The organism is Streptococcus sp. FDAARGOS_520 (assembly GCF_003812685.1).
Taxonomy (GTDB): domain Bacteria; phylum Bacillota; class Bacilli; order Lactobacillales; family Streptococcaceae; genus Streptococcus; species Streptococcus agalactiae.
Genome location: NZ_CP033810.1, coordinates 1,654,021 through 1,667,661, shown reverse-complemented (window position 1 = coordinate 1,667,661; position 13,641 = coordinate 1,654,021). Strand labels below are relative to the sequence as shown.

The following is a 13,641-nucleotide window of genomic DNA, read 5'->3' as shown; positions in this document are numbered from 1 at the left end:
TTTGTGATTTCACTAACTATATTAACTATATCATAGCTATTTGCAAAAGGAAAATTGGAAAAAATTATATAAGTATAGCTTTTACTAATATTATTGTGGAAATAATCATAAAGGTCAGATTGATAGACTTGTGCTATACTATTACTAAGAAAAAAGGACAGATATTATGGATATTAGACAACTTACTTACTTTATTGCTGTTGCAGAAGCAAAAAATTATTCACGCGCTGCAAAAAGTCTTTTTGTGACCCAACCTACACTTTCACAATCCATTAAAAAATTAGAAGCAGAATTAAATACTATTTTATTCTTACAAAATGGTCGTCAACTCGCTTTAACTGAAGCAGGAGAAATTCTCTATGAGAAAGGACAATTGTTGATGACTAATGTTAATCAAATGGTTACGGAGATCCAGCAATTAAATCAAGAAAAAAAGGAAGGTATCCGTGTAGGGCTTACTTCTCTTTTTGCTATTCAATTTATGAAACAGATTTCAACTTTTATGGCTACACATTCAAATGTTGAAGTATCTTTGATTCAAGATGGTTCCCGTAAATTACAAGAATTGTTAGCAAAAGGAAAGATCGATATTGGCTTATTGTCCTTTCCAAGTACCCGCAATGATATCACTATCGAACCACTGCAAACCTCAACTAAAGGATATAAAGTAAGCATTGTCATGCCAAAATCGCATCCTCTTGCAACACTTCCTGAAATTGAACTTAATGATTTAAGAGATTATAAAGTTGCCTCACTCAACGAACATTATATGCTAGGAGAGATGTTGCCTCGTAAATGTCGTGCTTTAGGATTTGACCCCCATATCGTCTTTAAACACAATGACTGGGAAGTTCTTATTCATAGTTTACAAGACCTCAATGCAGTCACTATTTTACCAAGTGAATTTGAAAGCATTAGCCAAGTTCAAGATTTATGCTGGGTCCCACTTAAGGATAAAAATAATTTTTATCCGATTGGTATTGCTTACCGAAATGATACTTCTTTTAGTCCTATGATTGAAGAATTTTTAAGTCTTTTAAAGACCAATTAATAGCAGTTAAACCAAAAAGTTTTAAACTTTTTGGTTTTATTTATTTTCCAAATGACAAAGAAAATCATAAACTTTTTGATTCCACTCATAAAGTGTTTCGTTACAGTAATCTAAATAATAAACCCTGTGTTTCAAGTCATTGGGCACAAGGCTTTGATAATCTTCTTGATAATGTTTTGGGATAACACATGCAACTAAATGTTCTGCTAAAGAAAGCTGATTTTTAATTTTAGCAGGATGATAACCATCAAAAATAGAATCAGGATGATTGATGATATCTTGATAAGTAAAATGAAAACTGACCCCTGGCTTAAAACCTACTGTTAACTCCTGTTCAGATGGTGCTTTGCCTAACAATCTTTCCATTACTAAACGATAACCAGAATTGGTATTTGACCAGTTCAACATCACATAGTCAAAGTAATCTTTAGGGTCTCCAGCAGCATTCCTCTTATCTTTTACCAGTACTTCAGCAGGCTTATTAAAGGCTTTAACTGCTGATAAGATTTTACCTTCTTTAAAAATTAGTTTTGCAGTTTCAATCGTACATGTATGGCTTAAAAAATCAGAAGTTAAACTAATACCATCCTCATTAAAAGTAGCTGCCGCTTCTCTATATTTGGGAATATAGGGAAAAGTAAAACTATTGTATTTTAAAAAATGAACAATTTTTGCGAGGAGATGTTTATCGTCACATTGTATCTCAGTTTTTCTTTTATATTGTTTCTCGTAAGCTATGAAAGCTCCTATCCTTTCCAATTCAAACGCCTTAATTCGAGGATAATCCAGCAAAGCTAATTGGTAAACACCTCCCCATTGTAAACTATATGCTGCACGACAAATTTTTAAAATCATTTCTTCCTCCTTTTGATAATCCCTACAACAATTTCTATTAAATAGTAGCATTTAAACGTAATCGACTCAATAACTTGGTCAATTTTCGATCAAAAATAAGATTAAGATACCAAAAAAGCCTGGACTATACTTACCAGACTAACATACTGTTTATTAAAATGAATCAATCTTTTGTTACTACTAATTGCTTACGATTATTAAAGAAAATTTTATAAGCCAAATAAGTAGCTACAAAAGAAGCTATCGAAGTCGTTGCTAATAGCATAAACGTCACCATCATTTGGTATTTAACCGCTTGGATAGGTGAAGTTCCAGCAAGAATTAACCCTGTCATCATCCCTGGCAAAGATACAATCCCAAGTGTTTTAGCTGAATCAATTGTAGGTACCATACCAGTTTTGATAACATCACGAATAATATCAATCGAAGCTGGCAAAATATCTGCTCCTAAAGCTAATTTTGTCTCCACTTCCTCTTGTTTACTTCTAAATTCGGACAATAATTGTTTATAGCACAAACCGATTGCTACCATAGAATTACTAATAATCATACCACCTACAGGAATCATTTGATTCGGAACAAATTTTAAAATTCCTGAAAAAATCAAGACAGATAAAGTGATTATAGTCCCTGACCCAATAGCTATAAATGAAATAACAAACCCTTTATTAATCCCTTTACCACGCTTAGCTGCGTTATAAGAAGCATTAATAATCATGAATAGCATTAAAAGAGCTGTGAAAATAGGATTTTGATAACCAAATATATAGTCTAGCAAAAAACCCACTGCTAATAATTGAATCACTGCTCGGATAGCGCTAATAATCACTTCTTTTTCTAGGTTTAACTTTTGCCAGTAAGAAAAAAATAAAGTAATCAAAACTAATGACGATGCCATTAGTAATGACATTAAAGAAATAGAATTTGCACCGCTCATTTTATAACCTCCATTGCTTCAATACTACCATTGACAACTTTTAAGACTTTATTGGCAAATCGACGACTCTGTTCCTCATCATGCGTAATCCACAAAATCGTTATTCCTTTGTCATGTAATGATTTAATAACCTTTTCAACAATAGCTTTATTATGATTGTCTAAAGCCGAAGTAACTTCATCTAAGAGTAAAACTTTAGGTTCAAACAATAATTGCCTAATCAGAGCAATACGTTGCTTTTCTCCTCCTGATAGTTTTTTGACATCCTGTTTCAGGTAAGACTGGTCCATTTCAAAACGTTGAAATAAATCATCAACGCGTCTATAATCTACTTTTTCGTGTCGAATGTGGTAAGGAAAACTAATATTGTCTTCCACTGTATTACCAAATAAATGTGGCGTTTGAAAACAGTAAGAAATCATTTTTCGACTTTCAATCGGTTCTAATTGGTTCAAATCTTTTCCATCAAAGAAAATATGACCTGCAGTAGGACTCATTAAACCACTGGCTAATTTTAATACAGTACTCTTACCACTTCCAGATGGCCCTACAATAGAAACAAAATCACCTTCATCAATTGCAAAGTTGATATCATTTAAAACCAACTTATCATCCGTTTTAAAATCAACGTGTTTAAAGGTTAAATAGGACATTGTTAAGCTCCTTTATTTCTTATTTATAATCATTATAATTAAGTCTAACATAAAAATCAAAAAAAAGCTCTTTAGAATAATTCTAAATTAATAAGTAAACTTATTTTACCTCTTATTAAAAATTTTCTGATAAAATAGGCTTTGTAAGAGGCCTTATAAACAAGATAGTTATCATCCAAGTCTCTGCACTTTAGTTGATCAATAAAGGAGACTCCTATGTTTTTAATCGATTTTATTTTACATATTGATACTCATATCTATGCTATGGCTAACACTGTTGGTAATTGGACCTATCTATTGCTCTTCCTCGTTATTTTCGTTGAAACTGGGGCTGTCATCTTTCCATTTTTACCAGGTGATAGTTTATTATTTGCTGCTGGAGCCCTTGCTGCAAATCCAAAAATGTCCTTCAATATTGTAACTTTTCTTATTATTTTCTTTATTGCAGCATTTATTGGTGATAGTTGCAACTTCTTGATTGGTCGTACATTTGGTTACCGTTTTATCAAACATCCTTTCTTTCGTCGTTTCATTAAAGAAAAAAATATCCGAGATGCTGAGCTTTATTTTGAGAAAAAAGGTACTGCTGCCATCATTTTAGGGCGCTATATCCCTATTATCAGAACCTTTGTTCCTTTTGTAGCAGGTATTAGTCAGCTCCCTCCAAAAGTATTTATCAAACGCGCCTTCATTGCAGCATTATCTTGGTCAGTTATTGCAACAGGTTCTGGTTTTCTCTTTGGTAATATTCCTTTTGTGAAGCAGCACTTCTCGCTTATTATCTTGGGAATTGTATTTGTTACCTTAATTCCTGTCCTTATTTCTGGTGTCAAATCATATCGGAACACTAAGTAATGTATCCAAAAATTTCTATTTAACACTATTAATCACTAAGAATGACAACAAAAAAAGAGCAATTAGTTGCTCTTTTATTAATTTAGTGTTATTTCTCCTGTTGCATAATCCATAGTGTATGATGCTTGTGTGTTTGGAATAGCAACATTAAATTCTAATGTGCCATCTTGTGATTTAGCTTCTAGGTGCATTGCAAATGGAACTAAATCAGTATCATTACGGTACAATGGAGTTACACGGTAACGAACACGTTTGTTTTGGTCAACCGCCTTACGAACTAAGCTTTCATAATAATTTTGTCCACGATTGATTTTTTGATTTGATTGGTTGGAATGAGCTGTTTGTGTGACAACATTTTGAGGATTTGACACGGAAGCATCCCAACCTTTGAAATTTCCAGCTAAAGCATAGGCAATTAAATGCCCCTTGTCGACTGCATGTCCATAATGGTCATTAGTAGCTACTTGATGCCAACCTAATGGTTTCCAATTTGCATCGGGAAGAGTGGTATCTCTGCGATTTTGATATTGACGAATGGTTCTATCAAGCATTGCATTAGCAGTTGATAGTCTTTGTTGATTGTCAATTGTATTTTGAACATACGCTTTAACATTGACATCAGCATTTAAATTTGTCTGATTATTATTTAATTCATAAATACCATTAACATATTGAAATGGTAGGTTACCAATAGCATTTTTTAAATTATTTTGAAATTCCTGGCTCGTATCAACAGATGAATTGACATCAGCATGTACTATCGGCGTTACGTTTTGCGGCTGCGTTGGAAGACCAAAGGTCATTACCCCCAACATACCTAATGTAGCAATTACGGTTATAAACAGTTTATGTAATCTTTTCATAAGCTTTACCTCTTTCTAATTACATTAAACAAGCGTCTACCATATTGATATCCGTTTTAGCTAATTGCTCTCCTTTTGTCACAACCATATCATATGCCTATTATTTAAGCATGTCAATCATTTATTTAATCTTATATTAATTTAATATTACTTTAAATTTAATTTACTCATTAAATTAGAAAATCTGCAAATAATAGCTTTGTTCATCCCCTAACTTAAATCAAAATTTATGCTATGATAGTGGTAAGGAGGCTTGTTATGTGAAAAAAACAATTGGTATTATAGGTATGGGAGTTAGTGGTTTAGCTGTTCTACTAGCACTTTCTCGTAAAAAAGAGAAAGAGTTAAAACAGTTAGCTATTTTTTGTTTTGATGATACTGTCCACTTTGGACGAGGAATTCCTTTTCAAGAAGACGTTGACTCAGCTTTAATCAATTCCCCAATCAACGATATTTCATTTGATTATCGCCATATGTCTGACTTCATGGATTGGTTAGAAGAAAATTACTATGACACAAATCTAACCTATGTATCAAGGACACTTTACGGACAATACCTTTCAGAAAGAACTAAGTTACTTTTAGATAAACTCCCTGTCACGGTTATTAAAACAAGAGTGGATAAACTAAACTATTTATCAGATGAGCAACAATGGCAAGTCTATATTCAAGATAAGCTTTTTCCTGTCACATTTGATGAATTACACTTAGCTTGTGGTGCTCTGCCTGTTATAGAACCTTATCATTTGGAAGGGAAGACCGATTATATCAAAGACCCTTATCCTATCAAATACTTGGCTCAGGAAAATTGGAAGGGAAAAACAGTTGCTATCATCGGGACTGGTCTAGCTGCAATTGATGTTATAAAATGGTTGCTACTCAATACACAATCTTCTGTTAAAGCATTTTCAATAACCAACTACTTCCCTAGCGTCCGTATTGTTAATGATTTACCACTTACTTGGCACTTTTTTACCAATGATAACCTTAAAGCATTTCTATCACATCCTTCAAAAACCTTCACTATTGCCGATTTTAATGATTTGATGTCTGGCGAATTGGAGCATCTTGGCTTTAAAAACTGGAAAAATACAACAGAAACTTTTTTATCCCCAGGAATTGATGGTCTCAAGTTAGCCTTTAAATACCCTAAGCAACTCTATCTATTACAACAATTAGCTTCACGAATCACTGTCTGGTTAACTGACCTTTGGCCACTCATGTCATTATCAGATAAGAAAGAGTATAAAGCACTCTATGGAAAAGCGATTATTAACTTGCGAAATCCTATGCCTGATGAATCTGCTAAAGTAATTTTGAAAGCTGCACAAAAAGGGACTTTTTCTCTGATCAATAACGTCAAGACAATTACAAAAAATGACGAAGGATTTTCAATAGAAAAAGAAAAACAAAATCATATATCTGTCGATCGCGTCATTAACGCTACTGGTTACCAGTTAAACACTAAAAACTGGACAAAAGCCAATCCACTTCTAAAATCGCTCATCAATCAAGAATTTTGTCAAATTGACGATCAAGGAGGGATTACTATTTTAACTGAAAATGCACAAGTTTTGTCTCCAAAATATGGTCCAATGCCAGGTTTATATGCGCATGGTGCACTGGTTAATGGTGTCGTTTATCAGAATAACTCTACAATTAAAATTCAACAAATGGCAGAGCGAGCCTTTTCTGATAATAAATAACCATTTCTAAAAAATACCTCCTCTTTTATTATTTAAGAAAGGGAGGTATTTTTTTATTATAAATTCCTTTGTTGTAATATAGACTGTGCTATACTTTCTTTTGATAATTCTTTTAAGTTATCTCCTATCAATTGTAAAGCAGTATCAGCCATATGAGCGATCTCTCTACTATGTGTCACCATAATAACACATCGTTTTTCCTTATGCGCAAAATCTTTAAGACGCATCGTAATATCACGCGCAATGTCAAAATCTAAATTCCCCGTAGGTTCATCAAGTAAAATAGCTGGTGTTCCTACAACCAAAGCTCTCGCAATAGCTACACGTTGTTGTTGCCCTCCTGATAATCTCAAGATATTTCGCGTTAACATATCTTCTTTTAAACCTAAATCCAACAATAATTGTTTATCTGCAGTAGGTTTTACCAACTGAACATTTTCCAATGGGGTTAGATAGTCTAAAAGGTTATAATTTTGAAAGACCAAAGCTATATTCTTTTTGCGATGCTGAGCATAACCTGCTTCTTTAATATCTTTTTTGTTAAATAATACTTGTCCCTCAGTAGGCGAATCAAGACCTGCCATCAAGGATAGAAGGGTTGTTTTCCCTGAACCAGAATTCCCTAATATAGTATAAAATACCCCTGACTGAAAACTATAATTGATATTTTCTAATGTTTTATTGTCGTTCCCCTTATAACGATAAGCAATATTTTTTAATTCGAGCATAGATTTCTCTTTCTTGAGCTATGTATTCAATAGCAGAGCATATTCATTTTAACCGTTAATATAGATGTCACTATTGGTCGGTATACTTATGGCACTTTAGGACAGTTTTGATAAGATTCCCCTTGGTTTGTAGCGAGCAATAATTAAACTAGTAGTAATAATAGCAAATAAGACGATTGCTAAACCAACTAGAATTACTAACCAGACTTCCTCAGGCTTCACTTGTACATTTAACGTCTTAATCGTTTGCATAAACATATCTGTATCACTATCAGCCCCAAGCTGCATATTCCCAAACCCTTTCATAAAGTCTGCTCTGACAGTTCTAGAGGCCTGATACACTAAGGAGTCTGCTAATTTTTGACCAATAAATTGACTGATAAGTACTGATAAAGCAAAGGCTGGAATAGCAATCATTAGTACTTCTACTGCGTACTGACAATGATAATTGCTTTAGACTTACCAATAGCTAATAAAATACCTGTCTCATGGGTTCTACCACCAATCCAGAATAGCAGAGCCATCATCACTAGGATAATAGATACTACTAACATGCCGCCTTGTAGAGAAGTAATTAATTGATTCAAGACATCTATACTTTTTGCATAACTTGTTAGCAAGGTTGCTGTAATTGTCAGTTGGTATTTATTCCAATCAATAGGATTGTTTTTTGATAAAACTTTTAAGAGTTTCTATATCAGCATTCTTTTTAGGATATACAGTTGTTTGGCGATAAAAGGCCTTACCTTTAGAATAGCCGTATAAATCCTTAATCAATTGCGTATCTGAAAAGGCTGTATTTTCTAGCATCTCATAAGGGTAATTTGATTTTTGTACCGTTTTACCTTTATATATGCCAACAATAGTTGCTTCAACTAATGTTTTATCCTTACTGTTTCTAACGGGGTCTTTTGAAAACATTAACTTATCGCCAACTTTAAGATGATTTGTCTTCGCAAAAGCCTGATGAACAATTATAACTCGCTGATCTTTCGGCGTGATATGTCACCCTCCCTTAAGAGAAATCATCCCCGCTGTGTATTTAGGATCTGTATCGGAGTAACTATTACCATGAACTTGTAAAACTTGTTCTTTATATTGTTCTTTATCATTTGGTCATGTAACCATTTTTTCCGAGGTTAGTCCAGCATAAGCCATCAAATTATTATTAACGCGCTTAACATTTGGATTACTTGCTATGTTAACTATTGCTTTTTCAGGGATTTCTCCAGATCCGTAACCATCACCAACAAGGTCAGTACTATCCGATGAAATATGCAAAATTGATCCAGTTTGCCTTGAAAATGTCTTCTTAGCAGTAAGACCAGCATTTTTTACCGCAATACCGCTAATTAATGTAGAAGCAACTAGCCATAAACATACGAATAAAGTGATACTCTTACGCTTTTTACGGCTAACATATAAAAAGGAACGTTTAAATAAATTCATATTAACCTCCTATGACATTCGTGACAATATTTGCTTTGGTTGTAGTTTAAGAATAGAATAACTAGATAATACAACTGCAAATAAGCAAATTAAAGCACCCTGAGCATAGAGTCTAAAGACATCCATTACTCCAACAGAAACAGCGAGGTTATCAATTCTATCAATAATTAGACTACTATTTTGTACAATTTGTGAACTCACACCACCATTAACTTGTGATAAAAGGCCAGCTGCAAATGTTTTTCCAAGAAAGACACCACCAATAATAGATAGTGTGAAGGCAGCACCTGCTACTAACAGTACTTCTATCAGATAATGACCTATGATTTCAAACTTAGTTTTTCCGATAGCGAGTAAAATTCCCGTCTCTTTAATGCGGTTATTAATCCAAAATGTTAGCATGACAACTAATATTGCCATCGCCACGAGACTAACAATAAGAATGATTCGTCCCACTAGACGATGCAATGTCTCGATATTACGATAAGAATCTCCATAAAACTCTTTAGCTGTTTGAACATCTAATTTCCCGAAATCAAGCGGCCATTGTTTGATGTTTTGGATAACTGTATCCACTAAACGTTTATCACTTAAGCGCACTGCAACCGTCTGATAACCTTTTTGTTTACTAATCTTCCTAACCAATGTTGCCTGAGCAATCAATGTATTATCAATATTGGGATTAAAAGTATTTTTAGACTTAGCACTATTCGCATCATAAATTCCTGCAATAGTAACATTTTCTTTGCCTAATCTCAATTTGTTACCCACACTTAAATGATTCTTTTGTGCTAACTTCAATGGAACTAGTACTTGTTTTGTATTATCGGCCGCTAAATGGCTTCCTTTCTTTAAGACCAATGCTTTTGTCTGAAAAGCTCGTAAATCTTCTGTACTTTGATAACCTGCTAATGTAACTTGATTCTCTTCTTTAGAAGAGTTATATGGTGATACAGATTTTAAACGGCTACCAACATCAATGCTTAAACTTGCCTCTACTGACTCAACCATTTTTGCTTTTTTCAAAGCTTCGTATGCTTGTTCAGGCCAATAAGCCTTTTCTTTGGAGGTTAAATAAATGCTTTTCCCTTGTTTTGTTAGGATATTTTTTTCCAAAGAATGCTGAATACTCATCAGACTGATTAAACATGTGCCTATAGTTAGAAAAACTAAGAACAAGGTTACTGTTTTCATTTTTTGACGTTTCAAATAAGCTAAACTTAATGTCCATAGGTTCACTATTTTCCCTCCTTTTTCTATCTTAATAATCTCTAGAATAACGATAGAAGTCGTTAGATATTCTCTATCGACTTCTACGTTATCTATCAATTAGTGATTTTATAGCACTGTTTCTAAAAACAATTATTTCTCAAATGTTTTCATAAATTGGTTAGTATAATCAATTACTTCTTTAAGGTTAGTATCATAAATTTGGTGAGTTCCGTCTAGTGTATGAATAGAGACTTCTTTTGGATCTTCTGATAACTCCTTATGTTGCTCTTGCCAACTGCCTTTAATTGGTATATCTAAACTACGTAATTGAAGCCCTAAGTCACTTTCACGTGCTAATAAATACATAGCAGGAATTCCCTTTGGAATCTTATAGTTGGCACTTTCGTTAATCATATTAGAAGAATTCTTCGCTTCTTCTTTCATATTAGAATTATTAAGTATCTTATGTCCAATAGCAAAAAATTGTGCATTAATATCGTCGGATACTTTAGGAATTTTAGGTAATTCTTTTAACACTGGAGCAGCGAAATCAACTTGCTTACCACCTTCCATACCCGGCGTTGATGTATCTAAACCTATTAATCCTAGCACTTCCTTTGGATAAGTACTGATGTATTTAAGGGCATAAACACCACCAATTGAATGAGAGGCAATTACATATTTTCCGGTAATACCAACTTTTTGTAAAGCTTCGTGGATATCTGAGGTAATATTAGCTAGATTTCGTGGTTGGTCAATGACATCACTTAAACCTGAACCAAATGGCTCAACTACCACAACCTTATGAGTTTTACTTAAATTACTAATCAAATTATGGTACTGATGTTTGGCAGTCACCGTCCCTTGACCAGGAATAAAGACAATTGGTACTTTACCTTCTCCAACAGTATAGACATTCATCTTCTTGCCTTTGACTTCAACCTTTTGACCATATTCTTTGATAGGTGTTTTGATATATTTTTGATATTGTTTGTTACTAATAAAGCTCTCTGTGCCTTTATTATATTTTTCAAGTTCTTTCGTTAACTTCATTCGCTTGGCTGCTGTTGCCTTGTCTTCCTTCGGATTTGCAGTTACGTTTTCTTGCTTAGGATCCTCAGTTTTAGTTTTTTGATTATCTTTATTGGCAGAACATCCAACGCAAAGCATTAAAGTCAGGGCGATGGTTGATAATGTCGTTATTTTATTCATCTTTTCTCCTTAGTAAAATAATTGGGGGGAATAATTATTTTTCATGCGATTGAATCCACTCGTCAATAGCCTTCGCCATATGTTTATATTGCGTATGATAAATCAAGTGGCTAGCATCTAGTGTCTCAACAGAAACGTCTTTTGGATCTTCAGATAAGTCAATATGTTGTTGTTCCCAGCTTTTAAGCTTAGGGAATATTTTTTTACGCATTTTTATATCTTCTGCTGACTCATTAGCTAAGAAATACTTAGCTGGCATACCTTTAGGGAACTTAACTTTTTCCATTTTATGAAGATTGTCACTAACACGCCTATCTTTATCGCGCTCTGTTTTATTACCTGATTTTTTAGCACCGATTGATAAGTATTGTTCATTGGTTTTCTTATCAACTTCTGGAATGGATTCTGCCCATTTTAAGGTTGAAGCTGAAGATTCTCCAGTTGTGCCATCACCTTCCATATTTGGTGTGCTTGTATCCATGCCAATGAAACCTTTGACATCGTTAGAATATGTCTTAGCATAATTTAGACCGTATATGCCACCTAACGAGTGAGCCATAAGATAGAAATTTTTGACACCGACTTTTTCAAGAGCTGTATGAATCTCTTTGGTAATATTTTCAATCGTACGTGGCTTATCTGTCATATCACTAAGCCCATAACCGAGCGGTTCAACCGTATAAATTTTATATTTTTTCCCTAATCTATCAAGCAAGTTTTTGTAAGCATAACGTGGTGAAATTTCAGCTTGACCAGGGAAGACTACTAGCGGAATTTTCCCTTGACCCATTGTATATATGTTCATTTTTTTACCGTCACCGACATCAATTTTTTGTCCGTAATCTTCAATTGGTTTCGCTTTATATTTAGTTAGGTCAATAGCACCTTTAGCAATCATAGCTTTTTCTGCTTCTCTCTCTTGTTTTTGCTTAGCGATTGACTTTTCTTGCTTAGGCTGCTCAGTTTTAGTTTTTTGATTATCTTTATTGGCAGAACATCCAACGCAAAGCATCAAAGCGAGGGCAACGGTTGATAATTTCGTTATTTTATTCATTTTTTCTCCTTGACTTAGGTATTTCATTCAACGATTACTTTTGATGGGATTGGATAAATCCATCAATAGCTTTAGCCATATGTTCATATTGTGTTTGGAAAATATTGTGACTACCTTTAAGAATTTCAACGGAAGCATCTTTTGGATCTTCAGATAAATCAATATGCTGCTGATCCCAATTTTTCAAACCTTTAAAATCTGCTTGACGTAGCTTGATTCCCTCCACAGATTGATCAGCAAGAAAATACTTAGTTGGCATCCCTTTAGGGAATTTTACATTCTTCAATTTACCAAGATTATCACCTAAGCGCTCATCTTCATCTCGTTGAGACTTATTGCCGTTAATTTTTTTCGCAATTGACAGATACTGTTCGTTAGTCTTATCATCAACATCTGGTAATTTCATTGCCCATTTAGCACTTTCAGGGTCATACTTTGTTTTTTGTTCCCCTTCCATCCAAGGTGTACTGGTATCCATACCAATAAATCCTCTGACTTCTTCTGGATAATTTTTAGCATAATTTAAAGAATACATACCGCCAAGTGAGTGAGCTGCAAGGTAGAAATTTTTAACTCCAATTTTATTTAGGCCTGTGTGAATTTCTTTTGTAATGTTTTCTAGCGTACGTGGTTTAGTAGGAATATCACTGAGACCATAGCCTAATGGTTCTACTGTATAAATTTTATATTTTTTACTTAACCGCTCAATTAAATTCTTATAAGCATAGCGTGGCGAAATCTCAGCTTGACCAGGAATAAAAACAATTGGAATTTTTCCCTGACCAGTTTCATAAATGTTCATTTTCTTGCCATCACCAACATCGATTTTTTTACCATAATCTTTGACCGGTTTTGCCTTATATTTTGTCAAATCAACAGCGCCTTGGGGATGCATCTCTTGATCAGCAGCTTCTTTGTTTTTGGGTTCTTCTTTTTGCTTATCTGTGAGTTTAGTTTGTTTAGGATGATGAGACTGTGTTTTAGATGTAGACGTGTTTGATGCAGCACACGCCGTACAAAGTAGTAGGCTTAAAGCAACAGTTGATAGCTTTGTTATATTCTTCAT

The 13,641-nt window shown here is 33.9% G+C and carries 15 protein-coding genes and 1 pseudogene; 3 read left to right on the top strand and 13 right to left on the bottom strand.

All coding sequences use genetic code 11. From position 1 onward, the window contains the following. Positions 1-166 precede the first annotated feature (166 nt). Entirely contained in the window at positions 167-1,051 is an 885-nt protein-coding gene (locus EGX96_RS09000) for a LysR family transcriptional regulator (protein ID WP_000354840.1), read from the top strand. Positions 1,052-1,087: 36 nt separating this feature from the next. Here the strand turns inward: EGX96_RS09000 and EGX96_RS08995 are convergent, their stop codons facing one another. From EGX96_RS08995 to EGX96_RS08985, 3 genes are all read right to left on the bottom strand, one after another. Then, complete coding sequence (locus EGX96_RS08995) at positions 1,088-1,906, bottom strand: hypothetical protein (RefSeq protein ID WP_000601007.1); 819 nt, start codon at positions 1,904-1,906, stop codon at positions 1,088-1,090. A gap of 163 nt (positions 1,907-2,069) precedes the next feature. Then, a complete protein-coding gene (locus EGX96_RS08990; protein WP_000011926.1) occupies positions 2,070-2,843 on the bottom strand; it encodes an ABC transporter permease in 774 nt (257 codons plus the stop codon). Next, the gene (locus EGX96_RS08985; RefSeq protein WP_000121094.1) at positions 2,840-3,496 is read right to left on the bottom strand and encodes an ABC transporter ATP-binding protein; all 657 of its coding nucleotides are present in this window, start codon (positions 3,494-3,496) and stop codon (positions 2,840-2,842) included. Before EGX96_RS08985 ends, EGX96_RS08990 begins: the two co-directional genes overlap by 4 nt. A gap of 216 nt (positions 3,497-3,712) precedes the next feature. Here EGX96_RS08985 and EGX96_RS08980 point away from each other — a divergent pair, with 216 nt between their 5' ends. Next, complete coding sequence (locus EGX96_RS08980; RefSeq protein ID WP_000478529.1) at positions 3,713-4,351, top strand: VTT domain-containing protein; 639 nt, start codon at positions 3,713-3,715, stop codon at positions 4,349-4,351. Positions 4,352-4,428: 77 nt separating this feature from the next. Here the strand turns inward: EGX96_RS08980 and EGX96_RS08975 are convergent, their stop codons facing one another. Beyond that, complete coding sequence (locus tag EGX96_RS08975) at positions 4,429-5,214, bottom strand: DNA/RNA non-specific endonuclease (protein WP_000825431.1); 786 nt, start codon at positions 5,212-5,214, stop codon at positions 4,429-4,431. 260 nt (positions 5,215-5,474) lie between these two features. Between EGX96_RS08975 and EGX96_RS08970 the strand changes: the two genes are divergently transcribed. Next, positions 5,475-6,920 carry an FAD/NAD(P)-binding protein gene (locus EGX96_RS08970; protein ID WP_000750930.1) on the top strand — a complete coding sequence of 482 codons (1,446 nt, stop codon included), beginning with the start codon at positions 5,475-5,477 and terminating at the stop codon, positions 6,918-6,920. Between the two features lie 56 nt (positions 6,921-6,976). On the opposite strand, the gene EGX96_RS08965 is transcribed toward EGX96_RS08970, so the two are convergent. From EGX96_RS08965 to EGX96_RS08925, 9 genes and pseudogenes are all read right to left on the bottom strand, one after another. Continuing rightward, positions 6,977-7,648, bottom strand: coding sequence for an ATP-binding cassette domain-containing protein (locus EGX96_RS08965; protein ID WP_000891267.1), 672 nt, complete (start codon positions 7,646-7,648; stop codon positions 6,977-6,979). Between the two features lie 96 nt (positions 7,649-7,744). Next, entirely contained in the window at positions 7,745-8,065 is a 321-nt protein-coding gene (locus EGX96_RS08960; protein WP_001865677.1) for a hypothetical protein, read from the bottom strand. An 8-nt stretch (positions 8,066-8,073) separates the two neighbouring features. Continuing rightward, on the bottom strand, positions 8,074-8,202 hold the full coding sequence (locus EGX96_RS08955) for a hypothetical protein (protein WP_000962057.1): 129 nt from the start codon (positions 8,200-8,202) through the stop codon (positions 8,074-8,076). A 100-nt stretch (positions 8,203-8,302) separates the two neighbouring features. Beyond that, positions 8,303-8,569, bottom strand: a complete 267-nt coding sequence (locus EGX96_RS08950; RefSeq protein WP_001865676.1) for a hypothetical protein — start codon at positions 8,567-8,569, stop codon at positions 8,303-8,305. 84 nt (positions 8,570-8,653) lie between these two features. After that, positions 8,654-9,097, bottom strand: a pseudogene (locus EGX96_RS08945) (hypothetical protein). A gap of 9 nt (positions 9,098-9,106) precedes the next feature. After that, positions 9,107-10,336 (bottom strand): ABC transporter permease, encoded by a 1,230-nt coding sequence (locus tag EGX96_RS08940; protein ID WP_001055321.1) that lies wholly within the window; start codon positions 10,334-10,336, stop codon positions 9,107-9,109. A 123-nt stretch (positions 10,337-10,459) separates the two neighbouring features. Next, entirely contained in the window at positions 10,460-11,521 is a 1,062-nt protein-coding gene (locus EGX96_RS08935; RefSeq protein WP_001033956.1) for an alpha/beta fold hydrolase, read from the bottom strand. A 34-nt stretch (positions 11,522-11,555) separates the two neighbouring features. Continuing rightward, a complete protein-coding gene (locus tag EGX96_RS08930) occupies positions 11,556-12,575 on the bottom strand; it encodes an alpha/beta fold hydrolase (RefSeq protein ID WP_001033940.1) in 1,020 nt (339 codons plus the stop codon). Positions 12,576-12,609: 34 nt separating this feature from the next. After that, the gene (locus EGX96_RS08925) at positions 12,610-13,641 is read right to left on the bottom strand and encodes an alpha/beta fold hydrolase (protein ID WP_000790436.1); all 1,032 of its coding nucleotides are present in this window, start codon (positions 13,639-13,641) and stop codon (positions 12,610-12,612) included.

Coding starts and splice junctions, on each gene's coding strand:
- EGX96_RS09000 (WP_000354840.1), top strand. CDS start 167: ATGGATATTAGACAACTTACTTACTTTATTGCTGTTGCAGAAGCAAAA.
- EGX96_RS08995 (WP_000601007.1), bottom strand. CDS start 1,906: ATGATTTTAAAAATTTGTCGTGCAGCATATAGTTTACAATGGGGAGGT.
- EGX96_RS08990 (WP_000011926.1), bottom strand. CDS start 2,843: ATGAGCGGTGCAAATTCTATTTCTTTAATGTCATTACTAATGGCATCG.
- EGX96_RS08985 (WP_000121094.1), bottom strand. CDS start 3,496: ATGTCCTATTTAACCTTTAAACACGTTGATTTTAAAACGGATGATAAG.
- EGX96_RS08980 (WP_000478529.1), top strand. CDS start 3,713: ATGTTTTTAATCGATTTTATTTTACATATTGATACTCATATCTATGCT.
- EGX96_RS08975 (WP_000825431.1), bottom strand. CDS start 5,214: ATGAAAAGATTACATAAACTGTTTATAACCGTAATTGCTACATTAGGT.
- EGX96_RS08965 (WP_000891267.1), bottom strand. CDS start 7,648: ATGCTCGAATTAAAAAATATTGCTTATCGTTATAAGGGGAACGACAAT.
- EGX96_RS08960 (WP_001865677.1), bottom strand. CDS start 8,065: ATGATTGCTATTCCAGCCTTTGCTTTATCAGTACTTATCAGTCAATTT.
- EGX96_RS08955 (WP_000962057.1), bottom strand. CDS start 8,202: ATGTTAGTAGTATCTATTATCCTAGTGATGATGGCTCTGCTATTCTGG.
- EGX96_RS08950 (WP_001865676.1), bottom strand. CDS start 8,569: ATGTTTTCAAAAGACCCCGTTAGAAACAGTAAGGATAAAACATTAGTT.
- EGX96_RS08935 (WP_001033956.1), bottom strand. CDS start 11,521: ATGAATAAAATAACGACATTATCAACCATCGCCCTGACTTTAATGCTT.
- EGX96_RS08930 (WP_001033940.1), bottom strand. CDS start 12,575: ATGAATAAAATAACGAAATTATCAACCGTTGCCCTCGCTTTGATGCTT.
- EGX96_RS08925 (WP_000790436.1), bottom strand. CDS start 13,641: ATGAAGAATATAACAAAGCTATCAACTGTTGCTTTAAGCCTACTACTT.